Source organism: Tardiphaga sp. GW821-FHT12E02, assembly GCF_058807155.1.
Genome location: NZ_JBXAQK010000001.1, coordinates 894,702 through 919,770, shown reverse-complemented (window position 1 = coordinate 919,770; position 25,069 = coordinate 894,702). Strand labels below are relative to the sequence as shown.

Sequence of the window (25,069 nt, the reverse complement as noted above, 5' to 3'; positions counted from 1 at the left end):
AGGCGACTTGCGGCAAACCAAAGGCCGTTGCGGCCGCAGGGCGGCATCACAGCGCAATTCTTGCGATAACTAACCCCTAAAGTCTTCGTGCAGCATCCCGAACAGCAGGTGATCCTGCCAGACACCGTTGATGCAAAGGTATCTCCGGGCCAGTCCTTCGCGGGTGAAACCGCATTTTTCCAGCACCCGCACCGACGGCGTATTGGTCGGAATGCAAGCCGCTTCAATGCGATGCAGGCTGAGCTCGCCGAACAAGGTCGGCAGCAAAACCCGCAGCGCGGTCGTCATCATGCCCTGCCCGGTAAATTGCTGGCCGACCCAATACCCAATGGTCCCCGCCTGCACGATCCCGCGCCGAACATTCGCCAGCGTGATTCCGCCAACCAGAGCATCGTCAGATTCCCTAAATACAAGAAAGGGATAGGCCCGATCCGCCGATGTATCCTCGGCATAGCGCCGCAGCCGCCGGCGAAACCCCGACCGCGTGAGATCATCAGACGGCCAGATCGGCTCCCATGGCGTGAGATAGGCCCGGCTGCGCTCGCGCAGATCCGCCCATTGCGGAAAGTCGCCCATCACAGGCGCACGCAACGACAGCCCATAGCCGCGCGGCGCCAACGCCGCCGGGGCACTCATGGGAAGCCGAAACAGAGCCATCAGGTCACTCTCCGACGCGTCGCTGCGAGGCAGACTCAATGCAGCAGGGTCTTGTCCCGGACGCCGGTCAATCCTTCCGCAAAAGCCACCGCCGTGTCCAGCCCCCGGCCACCGCCAAGTGCTGCCACCGCAGGCCGGCTGCGCGTGAGCAGGCCGCGCGCAGCATCGCGGGTCGACTCAACGCTGACGGCATCAATGCGCTGGATGAGTTCTTCTGCCGTGAGCGGACGGCCGTAAGCGAGCATGTGACGCGCGAGCTGTTCGGCGCGCGAGCTGCAGCTTTCCAGCGCCATCAGGAGACCCGCCTTCATCTGCGCCTTGGCGCGGGCGATCTCGGCTTCGGTCAGCGTCTCCACGGATTCGCGGATCACATCGACGATGACTTCCATCATCTCCGACGCATCATTCGGATCGGTGCCGGTATAGAGGCCGAAGAATCCGGTGTCGCTATAGGGCGCGTGGAATGAATAGATGGAATAGCACAGGCCGCGCTTTTCACGGACTTCCTGGAACAGCCGCGAGGACATGCCGCCACCCAGGATGTTCGTGAACACCTGCAGGCTGAACAATTCCGGATGCGCCTGCGGCAGGCCTTCCAGCGCCAGAGTCAGATGCGCCTGTTCGAGATCGCGATGCACGACCTTGGAGCCGCCTTTGCCGAATGTGGCCGGCTGCGGCTTCGGGCCCTGCGTGCCCTCGAAGCTCGCGAAATGCTTGTGCGCTTCGGCGACGACCTGCCGGTGGTTCACGGCACCCGTTGCCGCCACCACCATCTCCGGACCGCGATAATGTGTCGAGAGATAATCCTGCAGCATGTCGCGATCAAAGCCCTGCAGGGTCTTGGCGGTGCCAAGCAGCGAACGGCCCATGGGCTGATCGGGATAGCAGAGCTCATTGAGATGCTCGAACACGACATCGTCCGGCGTATCCTGCGCCGCGCCGATCTCCTGCACGATAACGCTCTTCTCGCGCTCCAGCTCATCGGGATCGAAAGTCGGATTGGCCAGAATGTCACTGAGCACTTCGAGGCCGAGCGGCACGTCGGCTTTCAGCACGCGCGCATAGAAGGCTGTGGTCTCGGTGGACGTCGCCGCGTTGAGATCGCCGCCGACAGCCTCGATCTCTTCGACGATCTGACGCGACGAGCGCGTCTTGGTGCCCTTGAAGGCCATGTGTTCGAGCAGGTGCGAAATACCATGCTCGTTCGTCTTCTCGTCGCGGCCGCCAACGCCGGCCCAGACGCCGAGTGCAGCGGTTTCGAGATGCGGCATGGAGTCGGTGACGACCGTGAGACCCGACGGCAGTTTTGTAACCTCGACGGCCATCAGGCGGCTCCCTGCTTTGCGGCGCGGCTGACAGACCGCACGAACTGCTCGATTTCGCTCTGATCGTTTTTCACGACCTTGATGTGCTCGACCTTGGTCATGAGTTCACCGAGATAGGCCGGCAGATCCGGCCGCTTGCCGCAGGCGGCTTCCACCGCATCCGGAAATTTCGCCGCATGCGCGGTGGAGAGCACAATATTTGGCACATGCAATTCGGTCGTATCGCGATCGGCGACAGCAAGCGCCACAGCGGTATGCGGATCGATGAGATCGCCGCTCTCACGCCAGGCGGTGCGGATGGTGGCGGCGGTCTCGTCTTCATCGGCGCGGCCGGATTCGAAATCGGCGCGGATCGCAGTAAGGAGTTTCTCCGGCAGGACGAAGCGGCCGGATTGCTTGAGCGAGTCCATCAGCCCGCGCACCAATGCGGCATCGCGACCCGAGGCTTCGAACAGCAAGCGCTCGAAATTCGACGACACCTGGATGTCCATCGACGGCGAAGACGAGGCGTGAACCTCGCGCACTTCATAGATGCCGGTCTTCAGCGTGCGATCAAGGATGTCGTTGACGTTGGCAGCCACACGCAGCTTGCGCACCGGTAGGCCCATGCGCTTGGCCACATAGCCCGCAAAAATGTCGCCGAAATTGCCGGTCGGCACGGTGAAATCAACGGCACGGCCGGGCGCACCGACGGCGACAGCCGAGGTGAAGTAATAGACCACCTGCGCGACGATGCGGGCCCAGTTGATCGAGTTCACACCCGACAACGAGACGGCATCACGGAAGGCGTGATGATTGAACAGACCCTTCACGATCGCCTGGCAATCGTCGAAGTGGCCTTCCACCGCGAGCGCATGCACGTTCGATGCGCCGGTCGTTGTCATCATCCGGCGCTGCACGTCGGAAATGCGGCCATTCGGAAACAGCACGATGAGATCGACATTGTCGCGACCGGCAAAGGCATCGACCGCGGCGCCACCGGTATCGCCGGACGTGGCGACAACAATCGTCGTGCGCTGATTACGCTTGGCGAGGACATGATCCATCAGCCGCGCAATGAGCTGCATCGCGACATCCTTGAACGCCAGCGTCGGGCCGTGGAACAGCTCGAGCACGAACTGGTTCGGCGCGCTCTGGTCGAGCGGCACGACGGCGGGATGGCGGAATGTGGCATAGGCCTCGTTGGCCATGCGGCCGAGATCCTCGTCGGAAATCTCGCCGGCCACAAACGGGCGGATCACCTCGACCGCGACTTCCCAATAGGGCCGGCCGAACAGCGACGCGATGGTGTCGGCAGAGAGCTGCGGCCAGACCTCGGGAATGTAGAGACCGCCGTCACGGGCAAGCCCGGTCAGCATGACATCGCAAAAGCCGAGTTTCGGGGCCTCACCCCGCGTCGAGATATAGGTCGTCAAGGCGTCCTCCAAAGGCGCGGGCTACCCGCCAAGCCTTTGATCATAAGAGGTTAATACTTCAGGTCGGGTGGAAACGAAGGCGCACCATAATGGGTTTCGCGTGCGAGGGGAAATGCGTTCGCCGACAATGCCGCTTGATCATGTACGGGAATTGCCGTACATTTCGATCGTCAGGAGGCGACGATGTTGCCATATCAGAGAGACGCCGCTGCCAAGGGCGCGAAGACAGCGCGGATGGAGCAGCGGACCACACCGCAGACCAAGGATTTGATCGAGCAAGCTGCAACGCTGCTCGGCATCAATCCGTCGGAATTCATGATCGCGGCGGCTGTACGTGCGGCGCGCGAGACGGTGACAAGCCATGAGCGCACGGCACTGACCCCGGCGTCTCATGCTGCGTTCATGCAAGCGCTGGACGCGACAGAGCCCACCGCGAAACTCAAACAGCTCCTGCAGCTACAGGCCGATGTCGCGACGCCAAAATGATCGACCCCGCCTTCCTCGCACGCCTGCGGATCGAGCCGCTTGATCGGAGCAGGCACGAACGGACAGGGTTTCAGTGCGGCGTCGATCGCGTTGATAATTTTCTGACGAACACCGCTGCACGCCAGCAGGATGACGATCTGACCCGCGTGTATGTGGCCTGTCTCGATCAATCGGATGCGATCGTCGGATATTACGCGCTCAATGCCCATGCAATCGACGTCTCCTCGCTTCCACGGGCCATGACGAAGAAATTGCCAAACTATCCGACGATTGCTGCCATCTACCTGTCGATCATCGGCTTTCATCTTGATCATCAGGGCAAGGGCGGCGGCAGCTTTCTGATGGCCGATGTGTTTCGTCGTTGCGTGCGGGTGGCTGACGTCATCGGCGCACATTTTCTGGTACTTGATGCGCTGAACGAGCGTGCCGCGAAACTCTATCGCGAGTTGGGCTTCATCGATCTCCCCGAACACGAGCCGCGTATGATCATCGGGATGAAAATCATCCGCAAAGCGGCATCCTCGTGACGCGAACTAAATTGCGCGCTTCTGCCCCCGCGTCCACACCCCAAACGCGATCACCACCGCCGCGGCCAGGCTGAACCAGGTAATGGCGTATTGCATGTGATCGTCTTTCAGGCGGACGACCAAGGGACCGGGCTTGGGGATGCCGTTGGCCGGCACTGGGGTTTCGAGATCAACATAGAACGGCGCGACAGCACCCCAACCGAGGGCGCTCGCCATGGCGCGCTGGTCACGATTGAACCAGAGGCGTTTGGCGACATCATCATGGGGGGTCAGCGTGCCAGCCGTCTCGGGATAGCGGAGGTAGCCGGTCATCGTCACCGGAGCGCCGGTGAGCAGGGTTTTGACAACGCGGTCCTGCTGGGCGCGATCCTGCATCGTGTTCTGCACGAAGCCCGCATTAATCACGACGGTCGCGCCATTCGGGAGTGCGGCAGGCAGGAAGGCCCAGGTGACAGCACCAGGCACATCCGGCCGCACGCCGGAGCCGGAGCTGTAGACCATGGCGTCGGGCTGCGGCTTGTAGGTAGCGGTGAAGGTGACGCGGCGGAATTCATCGCTCGCCGCGCTCATCGCGTCCCAGCGATCGGAGGATGGCAGCGCGACCGGCGCTTCCGTGATCCGGGCATCCAGCGCGGCGATGAGCGCGTGCTTCTCGCCGCGGCGCTGCAATTGCCAGAAGCCGAGGCTGAGCAAGGTGGCGACGATGATCAGGGTGGCGATGCCGAAACCGATAATGCCCGGCCGGCGCGTGGTGACGGTGTTCATTCTGGCTTCCGCGCGATCAACTGGCCCTCGGACGCCTTGTGGTGGAATTGCAGGGCGATCAGCAGCGACTTCATGGAGCGCAGCGGTAGCAGCGTTGTCGCGAGAATCAATGGCAACCAAAGGGCGGCGTGCAGCCAGAATGGCGGTTGGTACTTCACTTCAACAATCAGCGCGGCGCCGACCACGATGGCGCCGGCGATCATGATGATGAAGATGGCGGGGCCATCGCCGGTGTCGATGAAGGCGTAGTCTAGATTACAGCGCTCGCAATTCGGACGCAGGGTGATGAAGCCGCTATAGAGCTTTCCTTCACCGCAGCGCGGGCACTTGCAAGCGAGGCCGCGGGTGATGGTTTGGGTGAGTGAGGCAGTACTGGATTGTTCGGTCATGGCTCTTTCTTCACCTCTCCCCTCTGGGGAGAGGTCGGGCGGCGGAGCCGACCGGGTGAGGGGGCGCCTCGAGCGACGTCACTTGTGGAAGCCCCCTCACCCGCCGCGCTGCGCGCGTCGACCTCTCCCCGGAGGGGAGAGGTAAAAAAGGGCGACCTCACGGCCGCCCTTTGAAGCATCAGCCTTGGCAGATCAATGCGCGGCGGCGCCGGCGACCACGCCGCCATAGCCCCAGACATAGATCGTGACGAACAGGAACAGCCAGACCACGTCCACGAAGTGCCAGTACCAGGCGGCAAATTCGAAGCCGAGATGCTGCTTCGGTGTGAAGTGACCGGCATAAACGCGGAACAGGCAGACGATCAGGAAGATGGTGCCGACCAGAACATGGAAACCGTGGAAGCCGGTGGCCATGAAGAAGGTGGCGCCATAGACGTGGCCTTTGAAGGCAAAGGCCGCGTGGCTGTATTCGTAGGCCTGCACGAAGGAGAACAGCACGCCGAGCGCGATGGTGACCATCAGGCCGTATTTCAGGCCCTTGCGATCGCCTTCCAGCAGTGCGTGATGCGCCCAGGTCGCCGTGGTGCCCGAGGTGAGCAGGATCAGCGTGTTGAACAGCGGCAGATGCCAGGGATCGAAGGTCTGGATGTCTTTCGGCGGCCAGACGCCGCCGAACAGCACTTCGCGGGTCGCATGCACGGGATCGGCCGGGAATAGCGCTGCGTTGAAGTAAGCCCAGAACCAGGCGACGAAGAACATCACTTCCGAGGCGATGAACAGGATCATGCCGTAACGGTGATGCAGCTGCACGACGCGGGTGTGATCGCCGCGCTGGGCTTCCTTCACCACATCGGTCCACCAGGCGGCAAAGGTGTAGAGCACGCCGATGGTGCCCGCACCGAACACCAGCGGTGCCGCGGCATACATCTTGTGCATCCAGCTGACGGCGCCCACCGCCATGATGAAGGCGAAGAGCGAGCCGACCGCCGGCCACGGCGACGGATCGACGAGATGATAGTCGTGATGCTTGGCGTGCGGCGCCGCTTCTACCGATGCCATGTGTCTCTCTCCGTCAGTTGCGCCCGTTGATGCCGGCGCGTGTTATTTCGAATCTTATAACGTAAAAATTCAGAGATTGCCCTTGCGCTTGTCGGTCTCCGTGGCCGCCACCGGCTTCGGCGCCTGATCGCGCAGGGGATAGAACGTGTAGGACAGCGTGATCGAATTCAGCCCGTCATTCTCGCGATCATCAGCGAGCTTCGGATCGACATAGAACACGACCGGCATTTCACGCTTCTCACCGGGGCCAAGCGTCTGGTCGGTGAAGCAGAAGCAGTTGATCTTCTGGAAATACGAGCCGACCGTCAGCGGCGCCACATTATAGGCGGCCTGGGCGGAGGTGGTACGGGCGGACTGGTTGGTCACCGTGTAGAAAACGGTCAGCACCTCGCCGATGCGCACCTCGACTTCGCTCTGCTCCGGCACGAATTTCCACGGCAGGCCCGGCGCCACATTGGCATCGAAGCGAACGGAGATCTTGCGGCCGATCGGCCCGGAAGCCGGCGCGCCCGACGCCACCATCGTGGTGCCGTTGAAGCCGGTGGCGCGGCAGAACCAGTCATAGAACGGGACGGCCGCATAGGATGCGCCGACCATGAAGGCGACGACCAGACCGCAGATCGAGGCAACGACCACATCGCGCTTCATGCGCGGCTTGGTGGCTGACTGGGAGGGCTGCGGTTCGGTCATGTCACCTCACTCACAACGGCCGGACGAGAACCGCCGGCCCCTTGACCAGGGTGACGGCGAAGAACAGCACGACCAGAATGCCGAGTGCGCAAGCGATGGCGATGGAGCGCTCGCGACGGCTCTTCTGCTGAGCCGCGGTAAGGACGATGCCGTCTTCCGGCTGATCAGTCTTGCGCTCGGTGTCCATCGGATCATGCGCCCTCTACCAGACCAGCGGCAGGATGGCCTTGACGACCACCTCGAGCAACAGGATCGCGAACAACGCGAAGAGATACAGAATCGAGAAGGCGAACAACTGACGCGTCGCCTTCGTGGCCGGCTTGCCTTCGCGGAGGCGATAGACCTGCACGGCAAGAAACATCATGCCGGCGCCGAGGATCAGCGAGGCGACGCCGTAGACGGCGGAGAAGTAACCGAGCGGCCAAGGAGCCACGGCGGTCGCGACCAGCACGACGGTGTAGAGCAGGATCTGCAGACGCGTCGCATCGGGACCGGCGACCACCGGCAGCATCGGCACGCCGGCGCGGGTGTAGTCGTCGTTGCGGAACAGCGCGAGCGCCCAGAAATGCGGTGGGGTCCAGAAGAAGATGATCAGGAAGAGAAGGATCGGCTCCATCGAGAGCGATCCCGAGGCCGCGGCCCAGGCGACGACTGGCGGCAGCGCACCGGCGGCACCGCCGATGACGATGTTCTGCGCCGTCCAGCGCTTCAGGCCGATGGTGTAGATGACCACATAGAAGAAGATGGTGAAAGCGAGCAGCGCACCGGCCAGCCAGTTCACCAGAATGCCCAGCGTCATCACCGAGAAGAAAGCGAGCACGATGCCGAAAGTCAGCGCTTCCGGCCGGGTAATGCGGCCGCGCGGGATCGGGCGGTTGGCGGTGCGCGTCATCAGCGCATCGATATCGCCCTCATACCACATGTTCAGCGCGCCCGAGGCGCCGCCGCCGATAGCGATGCAGAGGATCGAGGTGATGGCCAGCACCGGATGGTGATCGCCCGGTGCCAGGAAATAGCCGACCATGGCCGTGAACACGACAAGCGACATCACCCGCGGCTTCAGCAGCGCGAGATAATCCCGCACGCCCGCCTCAGAGATGCGGGGGGCGGAGAGGTCGATGGCGTTTTGGTCGAGGACGGACAAGATCGGTCTCACTTCGGGTCACGGCCTCCGCAAAAGCCTGCGGAGGCGAATTTCATGCGGCGCACTATTGTGCGCCGCAGCACACTTACTTGATACGCGGCAACACTTCAAACTGATGGAAGGGCGGCGGCGAGGTCAGGGTCCATTCCAGCGTGGTAGCGCCGGCGCCCCACGGATTGTTCGCGGCCTTTTCCTTGCGGACGAAGGCATCGATCACGCCGTAGATGAAAATCAGAACCGCGAAACCTGAGATATAGGAGCCGACCGACGACACCAGGTTCCAGCCCGCAAAGGCATCCGGGTAGTCCACGTAGCGGCGGGGCATGCCGGACAGGCCGAGGAAATGCTGCGGGAAGAACACCAGGTTGACGCCGATGAAGGTGACCCAGAAATGCGCCTTGGCGATGGTGTCGGAATACATGTAACCGAACATCTTCGGGAACCAGTAATACCAGCCCGCGAAGATGGCGAACACGGCGCCGAGCGACAGCACGTAGTGGAAGTGGGCGACGACGTAATAGGTATCCTGGAGCACACGGTCGACGCCGGCATTGGCGAGCACCACGCCGGTCACGCCGCCGAGGGTGAACAGGAACACGAAGCCCACGGCCCAGACCATCGGCGCCTTGAACTCGATGGACCCGCCCCACATGGTGGCGATCCAGGAGAAGATCTTCACGCCCGTCGGGACGGCGATGACCATCGTCGCAGCAACGAAATAGGCCTGCGTCGCCGACGACATGCCCACCGTGTACATGTGGTGCGCCCAGACCACGAAGCCGATGCCGCCGATGGCGACCATGGCGTAGGCCATGCCGAGATAGCCGAACACGGGCTTCTTCGAGAAGGTGGAGATGATCTGCGAGATCATGCCGAAGCCGGGCAGGATCAGGATGTACACTTCGGGGTGGCCGAAGAACCAGAACAGATGCTGGAACAGCACCGGATCGCCGCCGCCTTCGGCCGCGAAGAAGGTGGTGCCGAAGTTGCGGTCCGTCAGCAGCATGGTGATGGCGCCCGCCAGAACCGGCAGCGACAGCAGCAGCAGGAACACGGTGACCAGGATCGACCACACGAACAGCGGCATCTTGTGCAGGGTCATGCCCGGCGCGCGCATGTTGAAGATGGTGGTGATGAAGTTGATGGCACCGAGAATCGACGACGCACCGGCGATATGCAGCGCCAGGATCGCGAAATCGACGGCAGGACCCGGATGACCCGAGGTCGAGAGCGGCGCATACATGGTCCAGCCGGCACCGACGCCGTTGGCGCCGGGCTCGCCTTCCACGAAAGTGGAGATCAGCAGCAGCGCAAACGCCGCCGGCAGCAGCCAGAACGACACGTTGTTCATGCGCGGAAACGCCATGTCCGGCGCGCCGATCATCAACGGCACCATCCAGTTGCCGAAACCGCCGATCATCGCGGGCATCACCATGAAGAAGATCATGATCAGGCCGTGCGAGGTGACGAAGACGTTATAGGTGTGCGCCTCGTGGAAGATCTGAACGCCCGGATACATCAGCTCGATGCGGATCAGGATCGACATGATGCCGCCGATGACACCGGCGACGATCGCGAAGATCAGATACATCGTGCCGATGTCTTTGTGGTTCGTCGAATAGACGTAACGACGCCACCCGGTCGGATGCGCATGCGCGTGATCGTCGCGGGCATGATCGTCGTGAGCAGGTGCAGCTGTGTTTGCCATGTTGAGATTCCTTACTGCGCCTGCGTGGTCGCCGCGGCAGCAAACGTGCTCGACGGATTGCTCGCAAATTTCTTCTTCGCCGCTTCGACCCAGGCTGCAAATTCCTGCTCGGTGACGACGCGGATCGCGATCGGCATATAGGCGTGATCCTTGCCGCACAGTTCCGAACACTGGCCATAGAACCAGCCGGTCTTGGTGGCCTTGAACCAGGTCTCGTTCAGACGGCCGGGGATCGCGTCGATCTTGATGCCGAAGGACGGCACCGCGAAGGAGTGGATCACGTCGGCCGCCGTGGTCTGCACGCGGACCACCTTGTTCACCGGCACCACCACCTCGTTATCGACAGCGAGCAGGCGCGGCTGCTTGTCCTGGGCCATCAACGAGTCGAACTCGAACGGGCCGTTGTCCGGATAGGAGTAGGTCCAGAACCACTGCTTGCCGGTCGCCTTGATGGTCAGGTCGGCTTTCGGAATGTCGAGCTGCAGGAACAGCAGCCGGAACGACGGCACCGCGACAGCGACCAGGATCAGCACCGGGATGATCGTCCACGCCACTTCGATGAGCGTGTTGTGGGTCGTCTTCGACGGGACCGGATTGGCCTTCGAATTGAACTTCACCACCACGATGATCAAAAGCGCCAGCACGAACAGCGTGATGGCAGTGATCAGCCAGAGCAGAAAATTATGAAACCAGGTGATGTTTTCCATCACCGGCGTGGCCGCTTCCTGAAGCTTGTATTCCCAAGGCGCGGGCTGCCCCATCACCTGAGCATAGGCAGCACCGCCAACAGCGAGACCGGCCCCAACAACCGCTAACCCCAGCAACCGGTGGCCAAACTGGCCCCTCAGCATCCTCATGCCGCGTGCGCTCCCATGTAAAATCTTACGCATCCCGGTATTGCCCGAGTATGCGGCCCGACCCCCTCACGAACAAACGGACAAATTGCCCAAGGCAACTCGGTAAGCACGCTCGTTAGAATGCGTCGAAATCCAGCTTCTCAAACCATAATTCTTGACCTGTCGCAATGCAGGAGTGCGGTAACCGGGAATGCATTCGACCGAATTGCACGAAGGTCGTATTTCCTGCGTCGCTTCAATGACAAATGTCAGCGACCTGCGACGGTGCTTGACACCGGCCATGCCCGCTTTACGCACAAAATATGCGATGATCGCGTAACTGATTCGCCACAATCGGCGCGCAAGCAGCCGATGCGGCCGCCTTCAAGGCGCCGTCATTGCAGGTTCATTCCGCGCTCTGGAATTCATCAGACCGAACAGCGTTCACAGTGCTGCCAAACCGATTGCAGAGACCACTGCTCATGATCGCGACCACCATCACCGCTCAAGGATCGACCCGGATGAGGCTTTCGACATCGCAGCAACAGCAGGCCACCCGCTGGCGCCGCCTCACGCTCGGTTTCCTGACATTTGCTGCCCTGCTCGCGGCACCCGCCGCTGCCAGCGCCCAGGGCGCGGTGAAATCGACGCATGGCGACTGGCAGATCCGCTGCGACACCCCGCCCGGCGCGCAGGCCGAACAATGCGCCCTGATCCAGAGCGTGGTCGCCGAAGACCGCTCCAATGCCGGCCTCACGGTGATCGTACTCAAGACCGCCGACCAGAAGAGCAAGCTGATGCGCGTGGTGGCACCGCTCGGCGTGCTGCTGCCCTCCGGCCTCGGCCTCAAGCTCGACAATCAGGACGTCGGCCGCGCCGGCTTCGTGCGCTGCCTGCCCAATGGATGTGTCGCGGAAGTTGTGATGGACGACAAGCTGCTCGGCCAGTTGCGCACGGCGAAGACCGCGACCTTCATCATCTTCGAGACGCCGGAAGAAGGCATTGGTTTCCCACTGAGCCTGAACGGGCTGGGGGATGGCTACGACAAGCTGCCGTAAACTCGGAGCTGTAGGATGGGTTGAGCGTCTTCGCGAAAACCCATCAGCCGAACGATGCGCAGGCTCCGCCGATGGGTTGTCGCTCCGGCGCTTCGCGCCTGCGCTCAACCCATCCTACGGCATCGAGCTTATTCCCCCGCAACCAATCCCGCCGCTCGGCGATGATTGCGGCTTGGTCTCGACTGGGCCTTCAACCGGCGGCGTGAGAAATACAGGATGAAGCCCGTCACCGTGAACAGCGGCATCAGTGCGGCGGCAATCATGAACAGGATGCGCCCGACCAGCCCGAAGGCCGCGCCGGTGTGGATCTGCAGGACCCGCTGCAGGATGCTGTCGCCAATGGACTTGTCGGCATAGCGCTCGACAGAAATCACACGCCCCGTCGCGCCGTCGATGCGGAAATCATCGCGGGCAACGTCATGGGGCGCGTCCTTGGCCAGCGAACGCAGGCGCACCGGAGCGGGACCGTTCGGCACTTGCAGATAGACATTGGCGTAGAGGCTGCCCTGATCGGCGAGGAAGGTGGCCCATGCACGGTCGATGGATGGAGCCGCGGCTTCTTCAGCCGGGTTCGCTGGCTTTGCGCCGCCTTTGGCCTTCGCAGGCGCTTTTGCGGCTGCCGGCGGCTTGCTCGACAACAGCCAGGTGGCGCTGGCCTTGTACCAGTCGAACGACCACCACAGGCCCGTGAGGATCGTGATCACATAGACCGGCAGCACCCAGGTGCCGACCACACTGTGCAGCGACCAGTGAAAGGCACGCCCCGGCATCGCCAGATTGGGCTTCAACCACATCCTGATGCTGCGAACACGGCGCGGCCAGCGCAGCACCATGCCGGAGATCAGCAGTACCAGCAGGCCAATCGCACACACACCGGTAATCAGGCGGCCATAGCCGTTGCCATTACCTGGCAGCAGCAGGAAGCGATGCAGGTTGCGCAGCGTGGCGAAGAAACCTTCGCCGCTGACCGGCGAGAGAATGCGGCCGTCATACGGATCGACAAAGACTGACGACCGTTCGCCGGCTTCATTACGTGCGAAACGCGCGCGCACCGTGGCACCCGGCTCGCTCGACAGCAGCATCAACTGCACCTTGCCGGCGCCTGGCTGGCTTTGCAGCCGCGCCACGATCTCGTCCGGCGTCAGCACTGGCGCCGAGCGCAGCTCGACCCTGGCGACATCACGATTGAGCACGGCGACTATCTCATCCTCGAAGGACAGCATCGCGCCGGTCAGGCCCATCAGGGCCACCACCAGCGCGATGGTGAGGCCGATGATGGAATGAACCTGGAGGAAGGCGGATTTGATCGGAGAGGCCATGAGCAGCGCATTTGGGGAGCTGGAGGACGAACTGCGTCGGGTCTCAGCGCCCGCTGCGGCAATGATCACGCTTACCGCACCGCCACAGGGCGAACCACCGCGGTAGTTTTTAATCGCTCCAAACTGGATCCAGATACCAGGCATCCAGGCTCTCCCATTTTGGGCCGGACGACCTATCTTCCCCAGCGAACACCTGTATCGTCCAAGATTACGCCGATGTTAGGCGACCCATTCCCGGGTTGCCGTTACAAGGTGAAACCGCCCTCCGGTGCAGCAATGCCCGCCGTTTTGGAGCCTGCATGACCAGCCTCGTCACCACCTCCCTGCTCGACCGTGCCAATCTCGACCGCGACGAAGTCCGCCGCGAACTGTTGCGGGGCCTGCAGGGAGCCGATGATGGCGAGCTGTTTCTCGAATACAGCCAGAGCGAGGCGCTCGGCTTCGACAATGGCCGATTGAAACAAGCGACCTATGACACCGCGCAGGGCTTTGGCCTCCGCGCCGTGAAGGACGACGCCGTCGGCTACGCGCATTCCTCGGATGTCTCGATCCCGGCACTGATCCGCGCGGCGGATGCCGTGAATGCGGTGCGCGGCGGTTATGCCGGCACCTTTGCCGCGGCGCCGTCGCACACCAATGTGAGGCTCTATAACGACGACAATCCGCTCGACGCCCCCGGCTTCGAGGCCAAGGTGAAGCTGCTGGCCGAGATCGACGCCTATGTGCGCGACAAGGACCCGCGGGTGCGTCAGGTTTCGGTGTCGCTCGGCGCGAGCTGGCAGGTGGTCGAGATCATCCGGCCCGATGGCGAGAGCTATCGCGATATCCGCCCGCTGGTGCGCGTGAATATCTCCGTCGTCGCCGGCCAGGGTGACCGGCAGGAAAGCGGCTCGAAGGGTTATGGCGGCCGCGAGGGCTATGCCCGATTCATCGAGAGCGCCAATTGGCGCACTGCTGCCGATGGCGCACTGCGCGAGGCGCTGGTGAATCTCGAATCGATCCCCGCCCCCGCCGGCGAAATGGATGTGGTGCTCGGGCCGGGCTGGCCCGGCGTGATGCTGCATGAAGCGGTGGGCCACGGCCTTGAAGGCGATTTCAACCGCAAGAAGACCTCGGCCTTTGCCGGCCTGCTCGGCCAGCAGGTGGCCGCCAAGGGTGTGACGGTCGTCGATGACGGCACGATTTCGTCGCGCCGCGGCTCGCTGTCCATCGACGACGAAGGCACGCCGACCAACAACACCACGCTGATCGAGGATGGCATTCTCGTCGGCTACATGCAGGACCGCCAGAATGCGCGCCTGATGGGCATGAAGCCCACCGGAAATGGCCGTCGCCAGGGCTATGCCCATGTGCCGATGCCGCGCATGACCAACACCTACATGCTGGCCGGCCAGCGCGATCCCGCCGAAATCCTCGCTTCGGTGAAGAACGGCATCTATGCCGTGAACTTCGGTGGCGGTCAGGTGGACATCACCTCCGGCAAATATGTGTTTCAGTGCACCGAGGCCTACAAGATCGAGAACGGCAAGATCGGCGCGCCAGTGAAGGGCGCGATGATGATCGGCAATGGCCCGACCGACCTGCATCGCATCAGCATGATCGGCAACGACCTCGCCCTCGACGACGGCATCGGGACTTGCGGCAAGCACGGCCAGGGCGTGCCGGTGGGCGTCGGCCAGCCGACATTGCGCATGGACAAGGTGACCATCGGAGGAACGGGCCAGTGAGCACCGAGACGGAGACGCAGGCCGCGACGCTGCCTTCGACAGCCAAGCGCTGGGGCAGCCAGATCGCACAGATCGCTGCCATTGTGGGCATCGTGTTTCTCGGCAAAGGCGCGCTCGCGGAGCCGTTCTATGTCCCCTCCGCCTCCATGGAGCCGACGCTGCTGATCGGCGACGCGCTGCTGGCGACGAAATTTCCCTATGGCTATTCGACCGCCTCGCTGCCGATCCATGTCGCCTTCCCGGAAACCGGCCGCGTCTTCGCGTCCACACCGAAGCGCGGCGATGTTGTTGTCTTCCGCTGGCCCGGCGATCGCTCGCAGGTCTGGGTCAAGCGCGTGATCGGCCTGCCCGGTGATCATGTGGAGCTGCGTGGCGGCCAGGTCTGGATCAATGGCAAAGCGGCGGCCGTGCAGGCCGACGGCATCGGCGCGGCTGAGGACGACAGCGGCGGCTCCGAGCCGGCGCAGCGCTATGTGGAGACACTGCCCGGCGGCGTCGCGCATCCGATCTTCAAGCTGCGCAACAATGGCCGCCTCGACAACACGCCCGATGTCACCGTGCCACCCGGCCATCTGTTCGTGATGGGCGACAACCGCGACAATTCCGCGGATAGCCGCGTGCCGGTTGGTCAGGGAGGCGTCGGCCTGCTGCCGATGGATAATCTGGTTGGCCGCGTCGATGCCATTGTCGGCTCGTGGGACCTTGGCATTCGCAGCCAGCCGGTGAGCGAATGGTGGTCCGGCCTGCGCTTCGCGCGCTTCTTCACCGGGGTTCATTGAGATTATGACCTTCGACGATGTCCGTGCGTTCGCGCTGACATGGCCGGAGGTCGAGGACGGCACCTCCTACGGAACGCCCGCTCTCAAGGTGCGGAAGAAACTGCTGACGCGCCTGAAGGAAGACGGCCAGACACTGGTCATGCCCGGCGTTCCGCTTGAAGAGCGTGAGATGCTGGTGGAAAGCCAGCCAAAGATCTTCTCCTTCACCGACCACTACCGCGACTATCCAATCGTGCTGATCGGTCTCTCCAAGGCCAAGCGCGCCCATGTCGAGCCGCTGTTGCGGCGGCACTGGCTGACGCTGGCCTCGAAGGCCGCGCGCAAGGCTTACGAGGCAAGTGCTCAGAAGTAGGCGATCGCGCGACCGCAGATCGCGACGCTGAGCCAGATCGCCAGCGATGCCAGCGCACCCTGCCGCGCACCTGCGGGCATCGGCGCCAGCGGCGGCAAGGCCGCGACTTTCGGCATGATGATGCGCTCGACCCAGACGATGTTGAGCAAGCCCAGCACGATCAACGCCGCCTTGATCTGGAATATGCGGTTCAGCACCACATGGCTGGCTTCAGCCGTGAACAGCACGAGACCCGTGATGATGAGGCCAGCGAAGCCTGCGATCGCAAATTGCCGCGCCTTGCGCAGCAACGGACCCGGCGCCGTCGCCGACAGCCCGCCTGCGAGGCGCGTATCCATTACCGCAATGGCGCCGGCAAAGAACACCAGCGCGACGATGTGACCGACATTGGCGACCATATAGAGCCAGCGCGATTGCCGGATCGCCGCGCCGATGGCGGAGGTTTCCATGGCGACGAAAAATGCGGGAGCGGCTTCAGTCATCTGACGCCGCCGCTGGAGTCGGGCCCGCAAGAATCGAATCGAGCAGCGACGCGCGGACACCTCTCCCCGCCGGGGAGAGGTCAATCCGGCGAAGCCGGAGCGGGTGAGGAGGAAGCCACACACTCCGGCGCCAAGACCACCTCACCCGCGCGCAAGAGCGCGCGACCTCTCCCCGGTGGGGAGAGGTGTCCGCGCTAGCTCTGTCGCTTCGCGTTTCGTGGATCATGCTTCAGCGCAATTCATATGTCTTGCCATCCACCGTAATGCGCTCGGCACGCATCTCGTCTTTCTCCACGGTCGAGGGATAGCCATAAGCAGAGACCGTCTTGCCCACCGCGACGATGTCAGCGGTGGCGCCGCGCGACTGCATCCGCGATGTCGGCGCCAGCGTGCCGGTCCAGGCCTTGTCGCTGCCCTTGATGACGATGGTGGCGTGCGGGTTTTCGAATTTCAGGCTTTCGATCGGCCCGTTCACCGTCACCGGATTGTTCGCGTCATAGCTGCCCCAGCCATGATGCGCGATGGCGGCAGCCGTGGTGAGACCAACGAGAGCGATACTGCCAATGGCGGTCCGGAGGATACGCGTCATGTGCCGGCTCCGATGTTGATGGCTACGATTGATCCTACACGCTAACGCACGACACCCGAAATGAATCCGGGTTTCCGCCGCGGCGGCTTGATGTCGTTCTTCAGAAAGCAACGCGCGCTCTTGCCGGCATAGCCCGGCCGGGCAAAGGTCCAGGCGCGGCACTTGTTGTCGCCCTGGCAGGCGTCGCGGCAGGTATCGCCGCGCTCGGCCTTGTCATCGTTCTTCACCTCGAAGGAACGATAGTCGCCGCCAAAGCGATCCGTCGATGTTTCCACCGGCCCGACGCGCGATTCGATCACGCCAGCGCCGCGGACGCCGGAGACGCAGCAATAGCTCTGCACCCGCGGCGGCACCTTGTCCTTCAACCAGCACACGGCGTTTTCGGAATTGTCGCTGGGATAGTTGAAGCTCCAGGCGCGGCACTTCTTGTCGCGCTCGCAGATCAGCGCGCATTCGGCGGGATCACCGGAGACCGACACCGAACGCTGGTAATCGCTCCCCGGCCGGTCGAAATTGGTCTGTGCCTGTGCAGGCGCCGCCAGCACCAGCATAGCGAACAATGCCCAACACGCTCCGAACAGGCGGCTCCTCAACATGCAAACGGGCTTCCGGCTGGTGGCAAGAGGGTGATCGACGAACCACCATTGGAACGCGCGACACCTGTACGCCCGATGAACGGATTGACAGAAATCGCGCGCCCAACTCACAAGCGCTTGAGCTAGAAGCAATATTCCTTATAGGCGGGGGTCACCGAGCCGCCCCAGGCGCCGTTGAATTTGGCGAGCATCTCCTCCGCCGGGGTCTTGCCGCTGTCGATGATGCGATCGAGCGGCGTGAGGTGGCGGGTCTCGTCGCGGCCATTGGCGTCGAGTTTCGCGCGACGGCGCAGGCCGCCATGGGCAATCGCCAGACATTCCTTGGCGATCTCGAACAGATAGCGGTCCTTGATCCGCGCCTTGAAGCCGAAACGCGGCACATCATCGCGCAGCGCCTGGCGTTCCGCAGCGGTCCAGTGTTTCGCGATATCCCAGGCAGCATCGAGCGCTGCGTCGTCATAGAGCAGGCCGACCCAGAAGGCCGAGAGTGCCGGCAGGCGGTCCGACGTCACGCCATCGGCGCCGCGCATTTCGAGATAGCGCTTGAGGCGGACTTCCGGGAAGATCGTGGAGAGATGATTGGCCCAATCGGACAAAGTCGGCCGTTCGCCGGGCATCTTGTCGTTCTTGCCGTCGAAGAAGGCGCGGAAGGAAGAGCCGGAGACATCGATATACGTGTCGCCGCGTTTCACGAAATACATCGGCACGTCGAGCGCGTAATCGACCCAGCGCTCGAAACCCATGCCGCTCTCGAACGCCCAGGGCAGCATGCCCGAGCGGTTATTGTCGGTGTCGCGCCAGATTTCAGATCGGAACGACAGGAAACCGTTCGGCTTGCCTTCGGTGAAAGGCGAATTGGCGAACAGTGCCGTCGCCACCGGCTGCAGCGCCAGCGAGACGCGCAGCTTCTTGACCATGTCGGCTTCGGAGGAGAAGTCGAGATTGGTCTGCACCGTGCAGGTCCGGTACATCATGTCCAGACCATACTGCCCGACCTTCGGCATGTAGTTGGTCATGATTTTGTAGCGGCCCTTCGGCATCACCGGGATCTGCGCCCGCGACCATGATGGCGTCAGGCCAAGACCGAGAAAGCCGATCCCGAGCGGCGTCGCGACTTCGCGCACCTGCGCCAGATGCGCCATCAATTCGGCCTGGGTCTGATGCACGGTCTCCACCGGCGCACCGGAGAGTTCGAACTGGCCGCCCGGCTCCAGCGAGATGGCGCCACCGCCGGTGACGTCATAGAGGCCGATAATGTTGCGGCCTTCCATGATCGGCTCCCAGCCGAGCAGATGCTTCATGCCATCGAGCAGCGCCTCGATGCCGCGCGCGCCTTCATATGGCACGGGCTCGTGACCTTCGAGGGTGAACGGCGTCTTCTCGTGCTCGGTGCCGATGCGGAATTCCGACGCCGGCTTCACGCCCGCTTCCAGCCACGCCACGAGTTCATCGCGCGACTGCAGCGGCGTCATATCGAGTTGGTCACGCGCCATGGGAAGTCCAGTTGAAAGGCGCTGCAATCCGATGCGCGCAGTGTCGGGAACGCCGGCGATCCAATCGAGACGCCAGCGCAGGGAAAATCTGAAACGTCATCGCGCCGGAATGGCGTCTTTGGCAACCGGCGCAGAAACGGACGGCGTGTCATGGCATGCGCAACCGAGCCGGTCCAGCAGGCCGCACAGCTTTGCTGCATCTGCGTCGGTGAGCTTGGAGCCCACATGCTTCTCGATGGCCACCGCATAGGCGCTGCCCATCTTCTTGTGCAATTCGCGTCCGGCCGCGGTGATCTCCACGAACAGCCCGCGCTTGTCCATCTTGCACTCGCGCCGCGCCGCCAGTCCCTCATCCACCAGCCGGTCGATCAGTCGGGACGTGGAATATTGTGGTATCAACATCTGCTTTTCGAGCTCGACGGGGCGCAGCTCGCCATTCGGCGCGCGCGACAATTCCATCAGCGCATCGAACCAGGCGAGCGGCGGAAAGCCGGCGCGCTTTAAATCCTGCTCGACGCAGTCCAGCACCCGGCTCTGCACCCGCATCAGGCGGATCCAGGCGGCCGACGCCTCGGTGGAAGGTTTACGTTTCATCACACGGTCCAAATGGTAGCGTATTCTAACCAATCGATGCATCTGCATCAATCTTGACTATTCCATGCCATTGCATTTAGTCACGCCACGGCGTTACCCCAACGTCCTTAAGGAGAAATTTCGATGAAGCTGTATTATTCGCCCGGCGCCTGCTCCCTGTCGCCGCATATCGCACTTCTCGAAGCCGGCCTGCCCTATGATCTCGTCAAGGTCGATCTCCGCGCCAAAAAGCTGGAAAACGGCGACGACTTCCTGGCGGTCAATCCCAAGGGCCAGGTGCCGGCGCTCGGCCTCGACACCGGCAAGGTCGTCACCGAAGGCCCGATCATCGTGCAGATGATTGCCGACAAGGCCGCGGGCAAGAACCTCGCCCCGGCGCGCGACAGCGAGGAGCGCTACGAGTTTCTGGAAATCCTGAACTTCCTGACCAGCGAGCTGCACAAGAATTTCTCCCCGCTGTTCAACCCGACCTTCTCGGACGAAGTGAAGGGCTTCTTCCGCGATCGCCTCACCGGCAAGTTCAAATATCTCGACGGCCGCCTCGCGGGTCACGACTACCTGACGGGCAGCAATTTCAGCGTCGCTGACGGCTATCTGTTCACGATGCTCCGCTGGGCCGACGCTCACAAGCTCGACCTCTCGATGTTCAAGAACCTGATGGCCTACAAGGAGCGCGTTGCCGCACGCCCGAAGGTGCAGGAAGCACTGGAGAAGGAAGGCCTGATGAAGGCTGCGTAAGCAACGAGGTCTTGCCGAAATGACAAGGGCCGGATCGATGATCCGGCCCTTTCTTTATGACTCGCCTTGACGTAAAATCAACCTAAGGGTGCACCTCAATCTTCTGCTTCTGGAGACAGGCATGACGCCTGCCCAAGTCGAACAAATTAAACACATGGCTTCCTGGCTCAACGCGATGGCTACCTCGATCTCGACAGCAGGTGCGATCGTGCCATTGGTTGCCTATGTAACCGAAACACTACCGGGAACAGTCAAACCCGAAACCGCCGCCGCGGTGGGCATTATTTGCGTCACCCTGGGAGTGACCATACATCTTGTCGGGCGTGAGATCTTGGGAGAGATTTAACGATGCCTCTCGGCTTTTACTTGGCACTCTGTGGGCCGATTTTTCTCGGACTGGTGGCGCTTGCTGTCGGGTTGATCGAATTGCACCGCATTCGGGCGCGGAAGGCAAAAGCAGCCAACGGTTCCTTGCAGGAATAATCGGCTCGCCGAGCCTCCGCGTGCTTAGTGAAGTAGCCGACTTTGCACTTCCAATTTCCGGCCCCTGCCCCCACATAGGCGGGCATGACCTCATCTTTCGATACCGCCCAGCCCGACACCCCGATCCGCGCGCCGTCTTCCGTTCCGGTGGACGATGCCGTGCTGCCGTTCGATGTCGCGCCGCTCGATCTGCGCGGACGCCTGACGCGGCTCGGGCCTGCGCTCGACCAGCTCCTCTCCAAACATGACTATCCGACACCGGTGGCAAAGCTGCTCGGCGAGGCCATCGTGCTGACCACGCTGCTCGGCTCCGCGCTGAAATTCGATGGCCGCTTCATCCTGCAAACCCAGACCGATGGTCCGGTATCGCTGATGATCGTCGATTTCCGCGCGCCCGATCGCATGCGCGCCTATGCGCGCTTCGATGCGGAGCGCCTGAAGGACGGGCTTTCGACTGCGGAGCTGCTCGGCAAGGGCCATCTCGCGATGACCGTGGACCAGGGCCCGGATATGAGCCGCTATCAGGGCATGGTGGCGCTCGACGGCGGCACGCTGGAAGACGCCGCCCACGAATACTTCATGCGCTCGGAGCAGATCCCGACCAAGGTGCGCCTTGCTGTCGGCGAGGAGTGGCGCGGCGGCGGCGACGGCGCCCCGACCCATGGCTGGCGCGGCGGCGGCATGCTGCTGCAATTCCTGCCCAAGGCCTCCGACCGCGCGCAGCGCGACATGCATGCCGGCGACGTGCCGGAAGGCACCAATGTCGACGTGGTGCCAGAGGATGACGCGTGGCTCGAAGGCCAGTCGCTGATCTCGACGGTCGAGGATGTCGAACTGATCGATCCCGACCTGTCCGGCGAGCGATTGCTGTTCCGCCTCTTCCACGAGCGCGGGGTCCGCGTCTTCGCGCCCTCACCGCTGCAGGCGAAATGCTCGTGCTCGCGCGAGGCGGTGTCCGGCATGCTGAAGGGTTTTGACCCGCAGGATCGCGCGGACATGGTCGAAAACGGCAAGGTCGTGGTGACCTGCGAGTTCTGCTCGTCAGTCTACGAGTTCTCTCCGGAAGAAGCGGGCGTCGAGTAGGCCTGCACTCGTCGGTCCGGAGCGCGCGGCACGCGCGCATCCGGAATCTCGATACGCCTATGCTGTCGTCTCAGACTACCACATCCAGCTTCCGGGTTCGCTCGCTTCGCGAGCGCCCCGGACTGACAGTGAGTTAGTTCAACACCCGCCTGTTCGGCCCATCCAGCGAGAACAGCGGCACGTCGATCTCGAATGGCTCGCCCTGGTCGGTCACCATCTGATAGGTGCCCTCCATGAAACCCGACGGCGTCGGGAGCGGCACGCCCGACGTATATTCGAACCGCTCGCCTGGTCCGAGCACCGGCTGCTCGCCGACCACGCCCTCGCCGCGCACTTCTTGCATCTTCCCCGACGCGTCAGTAATGACCCAGTGCCGCGTCTTCAGCTGCACCGTTTCCTTGCCCGCATTGGTGATGACGATCGTGTAGGACCAGAAGAACTGCTGCTTCTCGGCCGAGGAACGGTCCGGCATGAAGTTGGGCTCGACGGTCACTTCGATCTGGCGGGTAATGGCGCGGTACATGGGGATCATCGCTGCAAGAGACTGGATCGGCAACATAACGAAAAATGCCGGAGCGGCCAAATACCGCCCGCGCATGATCGTCATCGCCGTTTGAACACAGTTCAAACCTATCGCGTTCCCGTCCGCGGCGGATCGCCTCACAAAATCGTCTCGCCATGAATTGACTTGCGATGACGCCGCGAAGCGGCTCTTTCTCCTCAGTCTATACTCGTTGCGCGGTGTTGAATGACCTCTGTTGCCGATCCGATTGCCGGACCCGCACATGCCGATGCGCCCACAGCATCGCCTGATGCAGCCCCGCGCGCGGAGGCACCGCCCATCATCACCGCGGTGAACGAGCGCGAATTGCGCCTCGATCTGTTCCGCGGCCTGGCACTCTGGCTGATCTTCATCGATCACCTGCCGCAGAATCTGCTGACATGGCTGACCATCCGCAACTATGGCTTCAGCGACGCCACCGAGATCTTCATCTTCATCTCCGGCTATACCGCCGCCTTCGTCTATGGCCGCGCGATGCAGGAACAGGGCACGGTGGTCGCCAGCGCGCGCATCTTCAAGCGCGTCTGGCAGATCTATGTGGCCCATGTCTTCCTCTTCACGATCTTCCTCGCCGAAATCTCCTACGTCGCCACGCGCTTCCAGAACCCGCTCTATACGGAAGAAATGGGCATCATGGACTTCCTCAAGGAGCCCGACGTTACCATCGTGCAGGCGCTGCTGCTGCGCTTCCGCCCGGTGAACATGGACGTGCTGCCGCTCTACATCGTCCTGATGCTGTTCCTGCCGCTGATCCTGTGGCTGATGCGGCGGCGCGCCGATCTCACTCTCGGTCTCTCGGTGCTGCTCTATGCGCTGACCTGGGAATTCGACTGGCATCTCACCGCCTATCCGAACGGCTCCTGGGCGTTCAATCCGTTCGCCTGGCAGTTGCTGTTCGTATTCGGCGCCTGGTGCGCGCTGGGCGGCGCCAGGCGGATGGAGCGGATCCTGAATTCGCCCATTACACTCTGGATCTGCGTCGCCTATCTATCGGGAGCGTTCTGGGTGACACTGACCTGGCACATCCCGCAGATCCATCATCTGCTGCCAAAACTGCTCGAGCAGTGGATGTATCCGATCAACAAGCCCGATCTGGACGTGCTCCGTTTTGCTCACTTCCTGGCGCTGGCAGCGCTCACGGTCCGGTTCCTGCCGAAGGACTGGCCGGCCCTGAAGTCGATCTGGCTGCGACCAATGGTGCTTTGCGGGCAGCATTCACTTGAGATTTTCTGCATAGGCGTGTTTCTGGCTTTTGCGGGTCAGTTTTTCCTGGGCGAGATCGCGGGCGGTGCAGTCATGCACGGCCTGGTCAGCCTGATCGGGATCGTCATCATGTCCACCGCTGCGTGGGTGTTCTCCTGGTACAAGCGCGTCACCGCGAAGGGCGGAGCGCGCGCCAAAAAGACACCCGACGCTGATCTTGCAGGAGGGGAAGTACGATGACCTCGCTGCTGCACCGGCCGCCATGGCGACATGCATTGCTGCTGCTCCTGCTGATGGCGGGGCCGGCCCGGGCCGAACCGCCCAAACAGACCTGCGAAGTCCCCGCCTATCTTCTCACCAGCGAGAGCTCGCTGCCGAAAGTGAAGGCAGCCGTGAAGCCGGACGGCAAGCTCAATATCCTGGTCATCGGCAGCCGTTCCTCGGTCATTGGCCTATCCGACCATTCCGCTGCCTATCCTGCGCGCCTGCAGGCCTATCTGAGCGAAAAGCTGCCGGGCGTCGCCGTCGATGTCGCGCTGGAATTGCAGGTCAAGAAGACCGCCGAGGAGATGGCCCCCACGCTCGGCAAACTGGTGGAGGACCGCAAGCCGGACCTCGTGATCTGGCAAACGGGAACCGTCGATGCCATGCGCCAGGTGGATGGCGACGATTTCCGCAATGCATTGGACGACGGTGTCGCTGCCATGCAAAAGGCCGGAACTGACGTGATTTTAATGAACCTGCAGTATAGTCCGCGCACCGAGACCATGATTTCGGGCTCGGCCTACCTAGATAATATGCGCGTGGTGGCGCAGCAGCACGATGCTCCGCTGTTCGACCGGTTCGCCATCATGCGGCAGTGGAATGAGAATGGTGATTTCGACCTGTTCAGCCCCGCGCCTGGCATGGAGCTTGCCAAGCGGGTGCATGACTGTCTCGGTCGTGCGCTATCGAGCTTCGTGATCGAAACGGCGCATATCAAGACAGCGGATTTGAGGATTCAGCGTTAA

29 protein-coding genes are annotated in these 25,069 nt (G+C 62.5%); 11 read left to right on the top strand and 18 right to left on the bottom strand.

From position 1 onward, the window contains the following. Positions 1-69 precede the first annotated feature (69 nt). From AC1RQ5_RS04375 to thrC, 3 genes are read right to left on the bottom strand one after another with little or no spacing between them, the layout of a single operon-like run. Positions 70-657 carry a GNAT family N-acetyltransferase gene (locus AC1RQ5_RS04375; RefSeq protein ID WP_398484353.1) on the bottom strand — a complete coding sequence of 196 codons (588 nt, stop codon included), beginning with the start codon at positions 655-657 and terminating at the stop codon, positions 70-72. 35 nt (positions 658-692) lie between these two features. After that, positions 693-1,982: a M16 family metallopeptidase gene (locus tag AC1RQ5_RS04370; RefSeq protein WP_398484351.1), complete on the bottom strand. Its 1,290-nt coding sequence runs from the start codon at positions 1,980-1,982 to the stop codon at positions 693-695. Continuing rightward, positions 1,982-3,397 (bottom strand): threonine synthase, encoded by a 1,416-nt coding sequence (gene thrC, locus AC1RQ5_RS04365; protein ID WP_493197215.1) that lies wholly within the window; start codon positions 3,395-3,397, stop codon positions 1,982-1,984. Before thrC ends, AC1RQ5_RS04370 begins: the two co-directional genes overlap by 1 nt. Positions 3,398-3,580: 183 nt before the next feature. Between thrC and AC1RQ5_RS04360 the strand changes: the two genes are divergently transcribed. Both AC1RQ5_RS04360 and AC1RQ5_RS04355 read left to right on the top strand, forming a co-directional pair. Then, positions 3,581-3,883: a type II toxin-antitoxin system TacA family antitoxin gene (locus tag AC1RQ5_RS04360; protein ID WP_493197214.1), complete on the top strand. Its 303-nt coding sequence runs from the start codon at positions 3,581-3,583 to the stop codon at positions 3,881-3,883. Further along, on the top strand, positions 3,880-4,410 hold the full coding sequence (locus tag AC1RQ5_RS04355; protein ID WP_493197213.1) for a GNAT family N-acetyltransferase: 531 nt from the start codon (positions 3,880-3,882) through the stop codon (positions 4,408-4,410). Before AC1RQ5_RS04360 ends, AC1RQ5_RS04355 begins: the two co-directional genes overlap by 4 nt. Positions 4,411-4,416: 6 nt before the next feature. On the opposite strand, the gene AC1RQ5_RS04350 is transcribed toward AC1RQ5_RS04355, so the two are convergent. From AC1RQ5_RS04350 to coxB, 8 genes are all read right to left on the bottom strand, one after another. Beyond that, complete coding sequence (locus tag AC1RQ5_RS04350; RefSeq protein WP_493197212.1) at positions 4,417-5,175, bottom strand: SURF1 family protein; 759 nt, start codon at positions 5,173-5,175, stop codon at positions 4,417-4,419. Then, positions 5,172-5,564 (bottom strand): DUF983 domain-containing protein, encoded by a 393-nt coding sequence (locus AC1RQ5_RS04345; RefSeq protein ID WP_493197211.1) that lies wholly within the window; start codon positions 5,562-5,564, stop codon positions 5,172-5,174. Before AC1RQ5_RS04345 ends, AC1RQ5_RS04350 begins: the two co-directional genes overlap by 4 nt. A 192-nt stretch (positions 5,565-5,756) precedes the next feature. Beyond that, positions 5,757-6,623, bottom strand: a complete 867-nt coding sequence (locus AC1RQ5_RS04340) for a cytochrome c oxidase subunit 3 (protein ID WP_493197210.1) — start codon at positions 6,621-6,623, stop codon at positions 5,757-5,759. 69 nt (positions 6,624-6,692) lie between these two features. Beyond that, positions 6,693-7,313, bottom strand: a complete 621-nt coding sequence (locus AC1RQ5_RS04335; protein ID WP_398484108.1) for a cytochrome c oxidase assembly protein — start codon at positions 7,311-7,313, stop codon at positions 6,693-6,695. Positions 7,314-7,323: 10 nt separating this feature from the next. Further along, complete coding sequence (locus AC1RQ5_RS04330; RefSeq protein ID WP_398484106.1) at positions 7,324-7,500, bottom strand: cytochrome c oxidase system small membrane protein; 177 nt, start codon at positions 7,498-7,500, stop codon at positions 7,324-7,326. A 15-nt stretch (positions 7,501-7,515) separates the two neighbouring features. Further along, positions 7,516-8,457, bottom strand: a complete 942-nt coding sequence (locus AC1RQ5_RS04325) for a heme o synthase (RefSeq protein WP_493197209.1) — start codon at positions 8,455-8,457, stop codon at positions 7,516-7,518. A gap of 85 nt (positions 8,458-8,542) precedes the next feature. Then, positions 8,543-10,165 carry a cytochrome c oxidase subunit I gene (gene ctaD / locus AC1RQ5_RS04320; RefSeq protein WP_493197208.1) on the bottom strand — a complete coding sequence of 541 codons (1,623 nt, stop codon included), beginning with the start codon at positions 10,163-10,165 and terminating at the stop codon, positions 8,543-8,545. 11 nt (positions 10,166-10,176) lie between these two features. Beyond that, a complete protein-coding gene (gene coxB, locus AC1RQ5_RS04315; RefSeq protein ID WP_398484100.1) occupies positions 10,177-11,022 on the bottom strand; it encodes a cytochrome c oxidase subunit II in 846 nt (281 codons plus the stop codon). Between the two features lie 461 nt (positions 11,023-11,483). Here coxB and AC1RQ5_RS04310 point away from each other — a divergent pair, with 461 nt between their 5' ends. Continuing rightward, entirely contained in the window at positions 11,484-12,059 is a 576-nt protein-coding gene (locus AC1RQ5_RS04310; RefSeq protein ID WP_493197207.1) for an invasion associated locus B family protein, read from the top strand. 128 nt (positions 12,060-12,187) lie between these two features. On the opposite strand, the gene AC1RQ5_RS04305 is transcribed toward AC1RQ5_RS04310, so the two are convergent. Then, on the bottom strand, positions 12,188-13,378 hold the full coding sequence (locus AC1RQ5_RS04305; protein ID WP_493197206.1) for a PepSY-associated TM helix domain-containing protein: 1,191 nt from the start codon (positions 13,376-13,378) through the stop codon (positions 12,188-12,190). 299 nt (positions 13,379-13,677) lie between these two features. On the opposite strand from AC1RQ5_RS04305, the gene tldD reads away from it, so the two are divergent. From tldD to AC1RQ5_RS04290, 3 genes are read left to right on the top strand one after another with little or no spacing between them, the layout of a single operon-like run. Beyond that, entirely contained in the window at positions 13,678-15,105 is a 1,428-nt protein-coding gene (gene tldD, locus AC1RQ5_RS04300) for a metalloprotease TldD (protein ID WP_398484093.1), read from the top strand. Then, positions 15,102-15,884 carry a signal peptidase I gene (lepB, locus tag AC1RQ5_RS04295; RefSeq protein WP_493197205.1) on the top strand — a complete coding sequence of 261 codons (783 nt, stop codon included), beginning with the start codon at positions 15,102-15,104 and terminating at the stop codon, positions 15,882-15,884. Before tldD ends, lepB begins: the two co-directional genes overlap by 4 nt. Before the next feature lie 4 nt (positions 15,885-15,888). Then, complete coding sequence (locus AC1RQ5_RS04290; protein ID WP_493197204.1) at positions 15,889-16,236, top strand: MmcQ/YjbR family DNA-binding protein; 348 nt, start codon at positions 15,889-15,891, stop codon at positions 16,234-16,236. On the opposite strand, the gene AC1RQ5_RS04285 is transcribed toward AC1RQ5_RS04290, so the two are convergent. The 5 genes from AC1RQ5_RS04285 to AC1RQ5_RS04265 form a co-directional block, all read right to left on the bottom strand. Continuing rightward, entirely contained in the window at positions 16,227-16,718 is a 492-nt protein-coding gene (locus tag AC1RQ5_RS04285) for a DUF6644 family protein (protein ID WP_493197203.1), read from the bottom strand. The genes AC1RQ5_RS04290 and AC1RQ5_RS04285 overlap by 10 nt on opposite strands. Before the next feature lie 229 nt (positions 16,719-16,947). Continuing rightward, positions 16,948-17,307, bottom strand: a complete 360-nt coding sequence (locus tag AC1RQ5_RS04280; protein WP_493197202.1) for a DUF6152 family protein — start codon at positions 17,305-17,307, stop codon at positions 16,948-16,950. A 41-nt stretch (positions 17,308-17,348) separates the two neighbouring features. After that, positions 17,349-17,858 carry a PAN domain-containing protein gene (locus AC1RQ5_RS04275; RefSeq protein WP_493203307.1) on the bottom strand — a complete coding sequence of 170 codons (510 nt, stop codon included), beginning with the start codon at positions 17,856-17,858 and terminating at the stop codon, positions 17,349-17,351. A 167-nt stretch (positions 17,859-18,025) separates the two neighbouring features. Next, the gene (locus tag AC1RQ5_RS04270) at positions 18,026-19,396 is read right to left on the bottom strand and encodes a glutamate--cysteine ligase (protein WP_493197201.1); all 1,371 of its coding nucleotides are present in this window, start codon (positions 19,394-19,396) and stop codon (positions 18,026-18,028) included. A 96-nt stretch (positions 19,397-19,492) separates the two neighbouring features. Beyond that, positions 19,493-19,990: a MarR family winged helix-turn-helix transcriptional regulator gene (locus tag AC1RQ5_RS04265; protein ID WP_398483949.1), complete on the bottom strand. Its 498-nt coding sequence runs from the start codon at positions 19,988-19,990 to the stop codon at positions 19,493-19,495. A gap of 123 nt (positions 19,991-20,113) precedes the next feature. Between AC1RQ5_RS04265 and gstA the strand changes: the two genes are divergently transcribed. The 3 genes from gstA (at position 20,114) to AC1RQ5_RS04250 (ending at position 22,294) form a co-directional block, all read left to right on the top strand. Further along, entirely contained in the window at positions 20,114-20,728 is a 615-nt protein-coding gene (gene gstA / locus AC1RQ5_RS04260; RefSeq protein WP_398483943.1) for a glutathione transferase GstA, read from the top strand. Positions 20,729-20,849: 121 nt separating this feature from the next. Then, positions 20,850-21,074 carry a hypothetical protein gene (locus AC1RQ5_RS04255; protein ID WP_493197200.1) on the top strand — a complete coding sequence of 75 codons (225 nt, stop codon included), beginning with the start codon at positions 20,850-20,852 and terminating at the stop codon, positions 21,072-21,074. A gap of 221 nt (positions 21,075-21,295) precedes the next feature. Next, positions 21,296-22,294 carry an Hsp33 family molecular chaperone gene (locus AC1RQ5_RS04250; RefSeq protein WP_493197199.1) on the top strand — a complete coding sequence of 333 codons (999 nt, stop codon included), beginning with the start codon at positions 21,296-21,298 and terminating at the stop codon, positions 22,292-22,294. Positions 22,295-22,427: 133 nt separating this feature from the next. Here AC1RQ5_RS04250 and apaG read toward each other — a convergent pair whose 3' ends face one another. After that, positions 22,428-22,817, bottom strand: coding sequence for a Co2+/Mg2+ efflux protein ApaG (apaG, locus tag AC1RQ5_RS04245; RefSeq protein WP_398483939.1), 390 nt, complete (start codon positions 22,815-22,817; stop codon positions 22,428-22,430). 225 nt (positions 22,818-23,042) lie between these two features. Here apaG and AC1RQ5_RS04240 point away from each other — a divergent pair, with 225 nt between their 5' ends. Both AC1RQ5_RS04240 and AC1RQ5_RS04235 read left to right on the top strand, forming a co-directional pair. Then, complete coding sequence (locus tag AC1RQ5_RS04240) at positions 23,043-24,299, top strand: OpgC domain-containing protein (protein ID WP_493197198.1); 1,257 nt, start codon at positions 23,043-23,045, stop codon at positions 24,297-24,299. Beyond that, positions 24,296-25,069: an SGNH/GDSL hydrolase family protein gene (locus tag AC1RQ5_RS04235; protein ID WP_493197197.1), complete on the top strand. Its 774-nt coding sequence runs from the start codon at positions 24,296-24,298 to the stop codon at positions 25,067-25,069. The genes AC1RQ5_RS04240 and AC1RQ5_RS04235 overlap by 4 nt, the downstream gene beginning before the upstream one ends.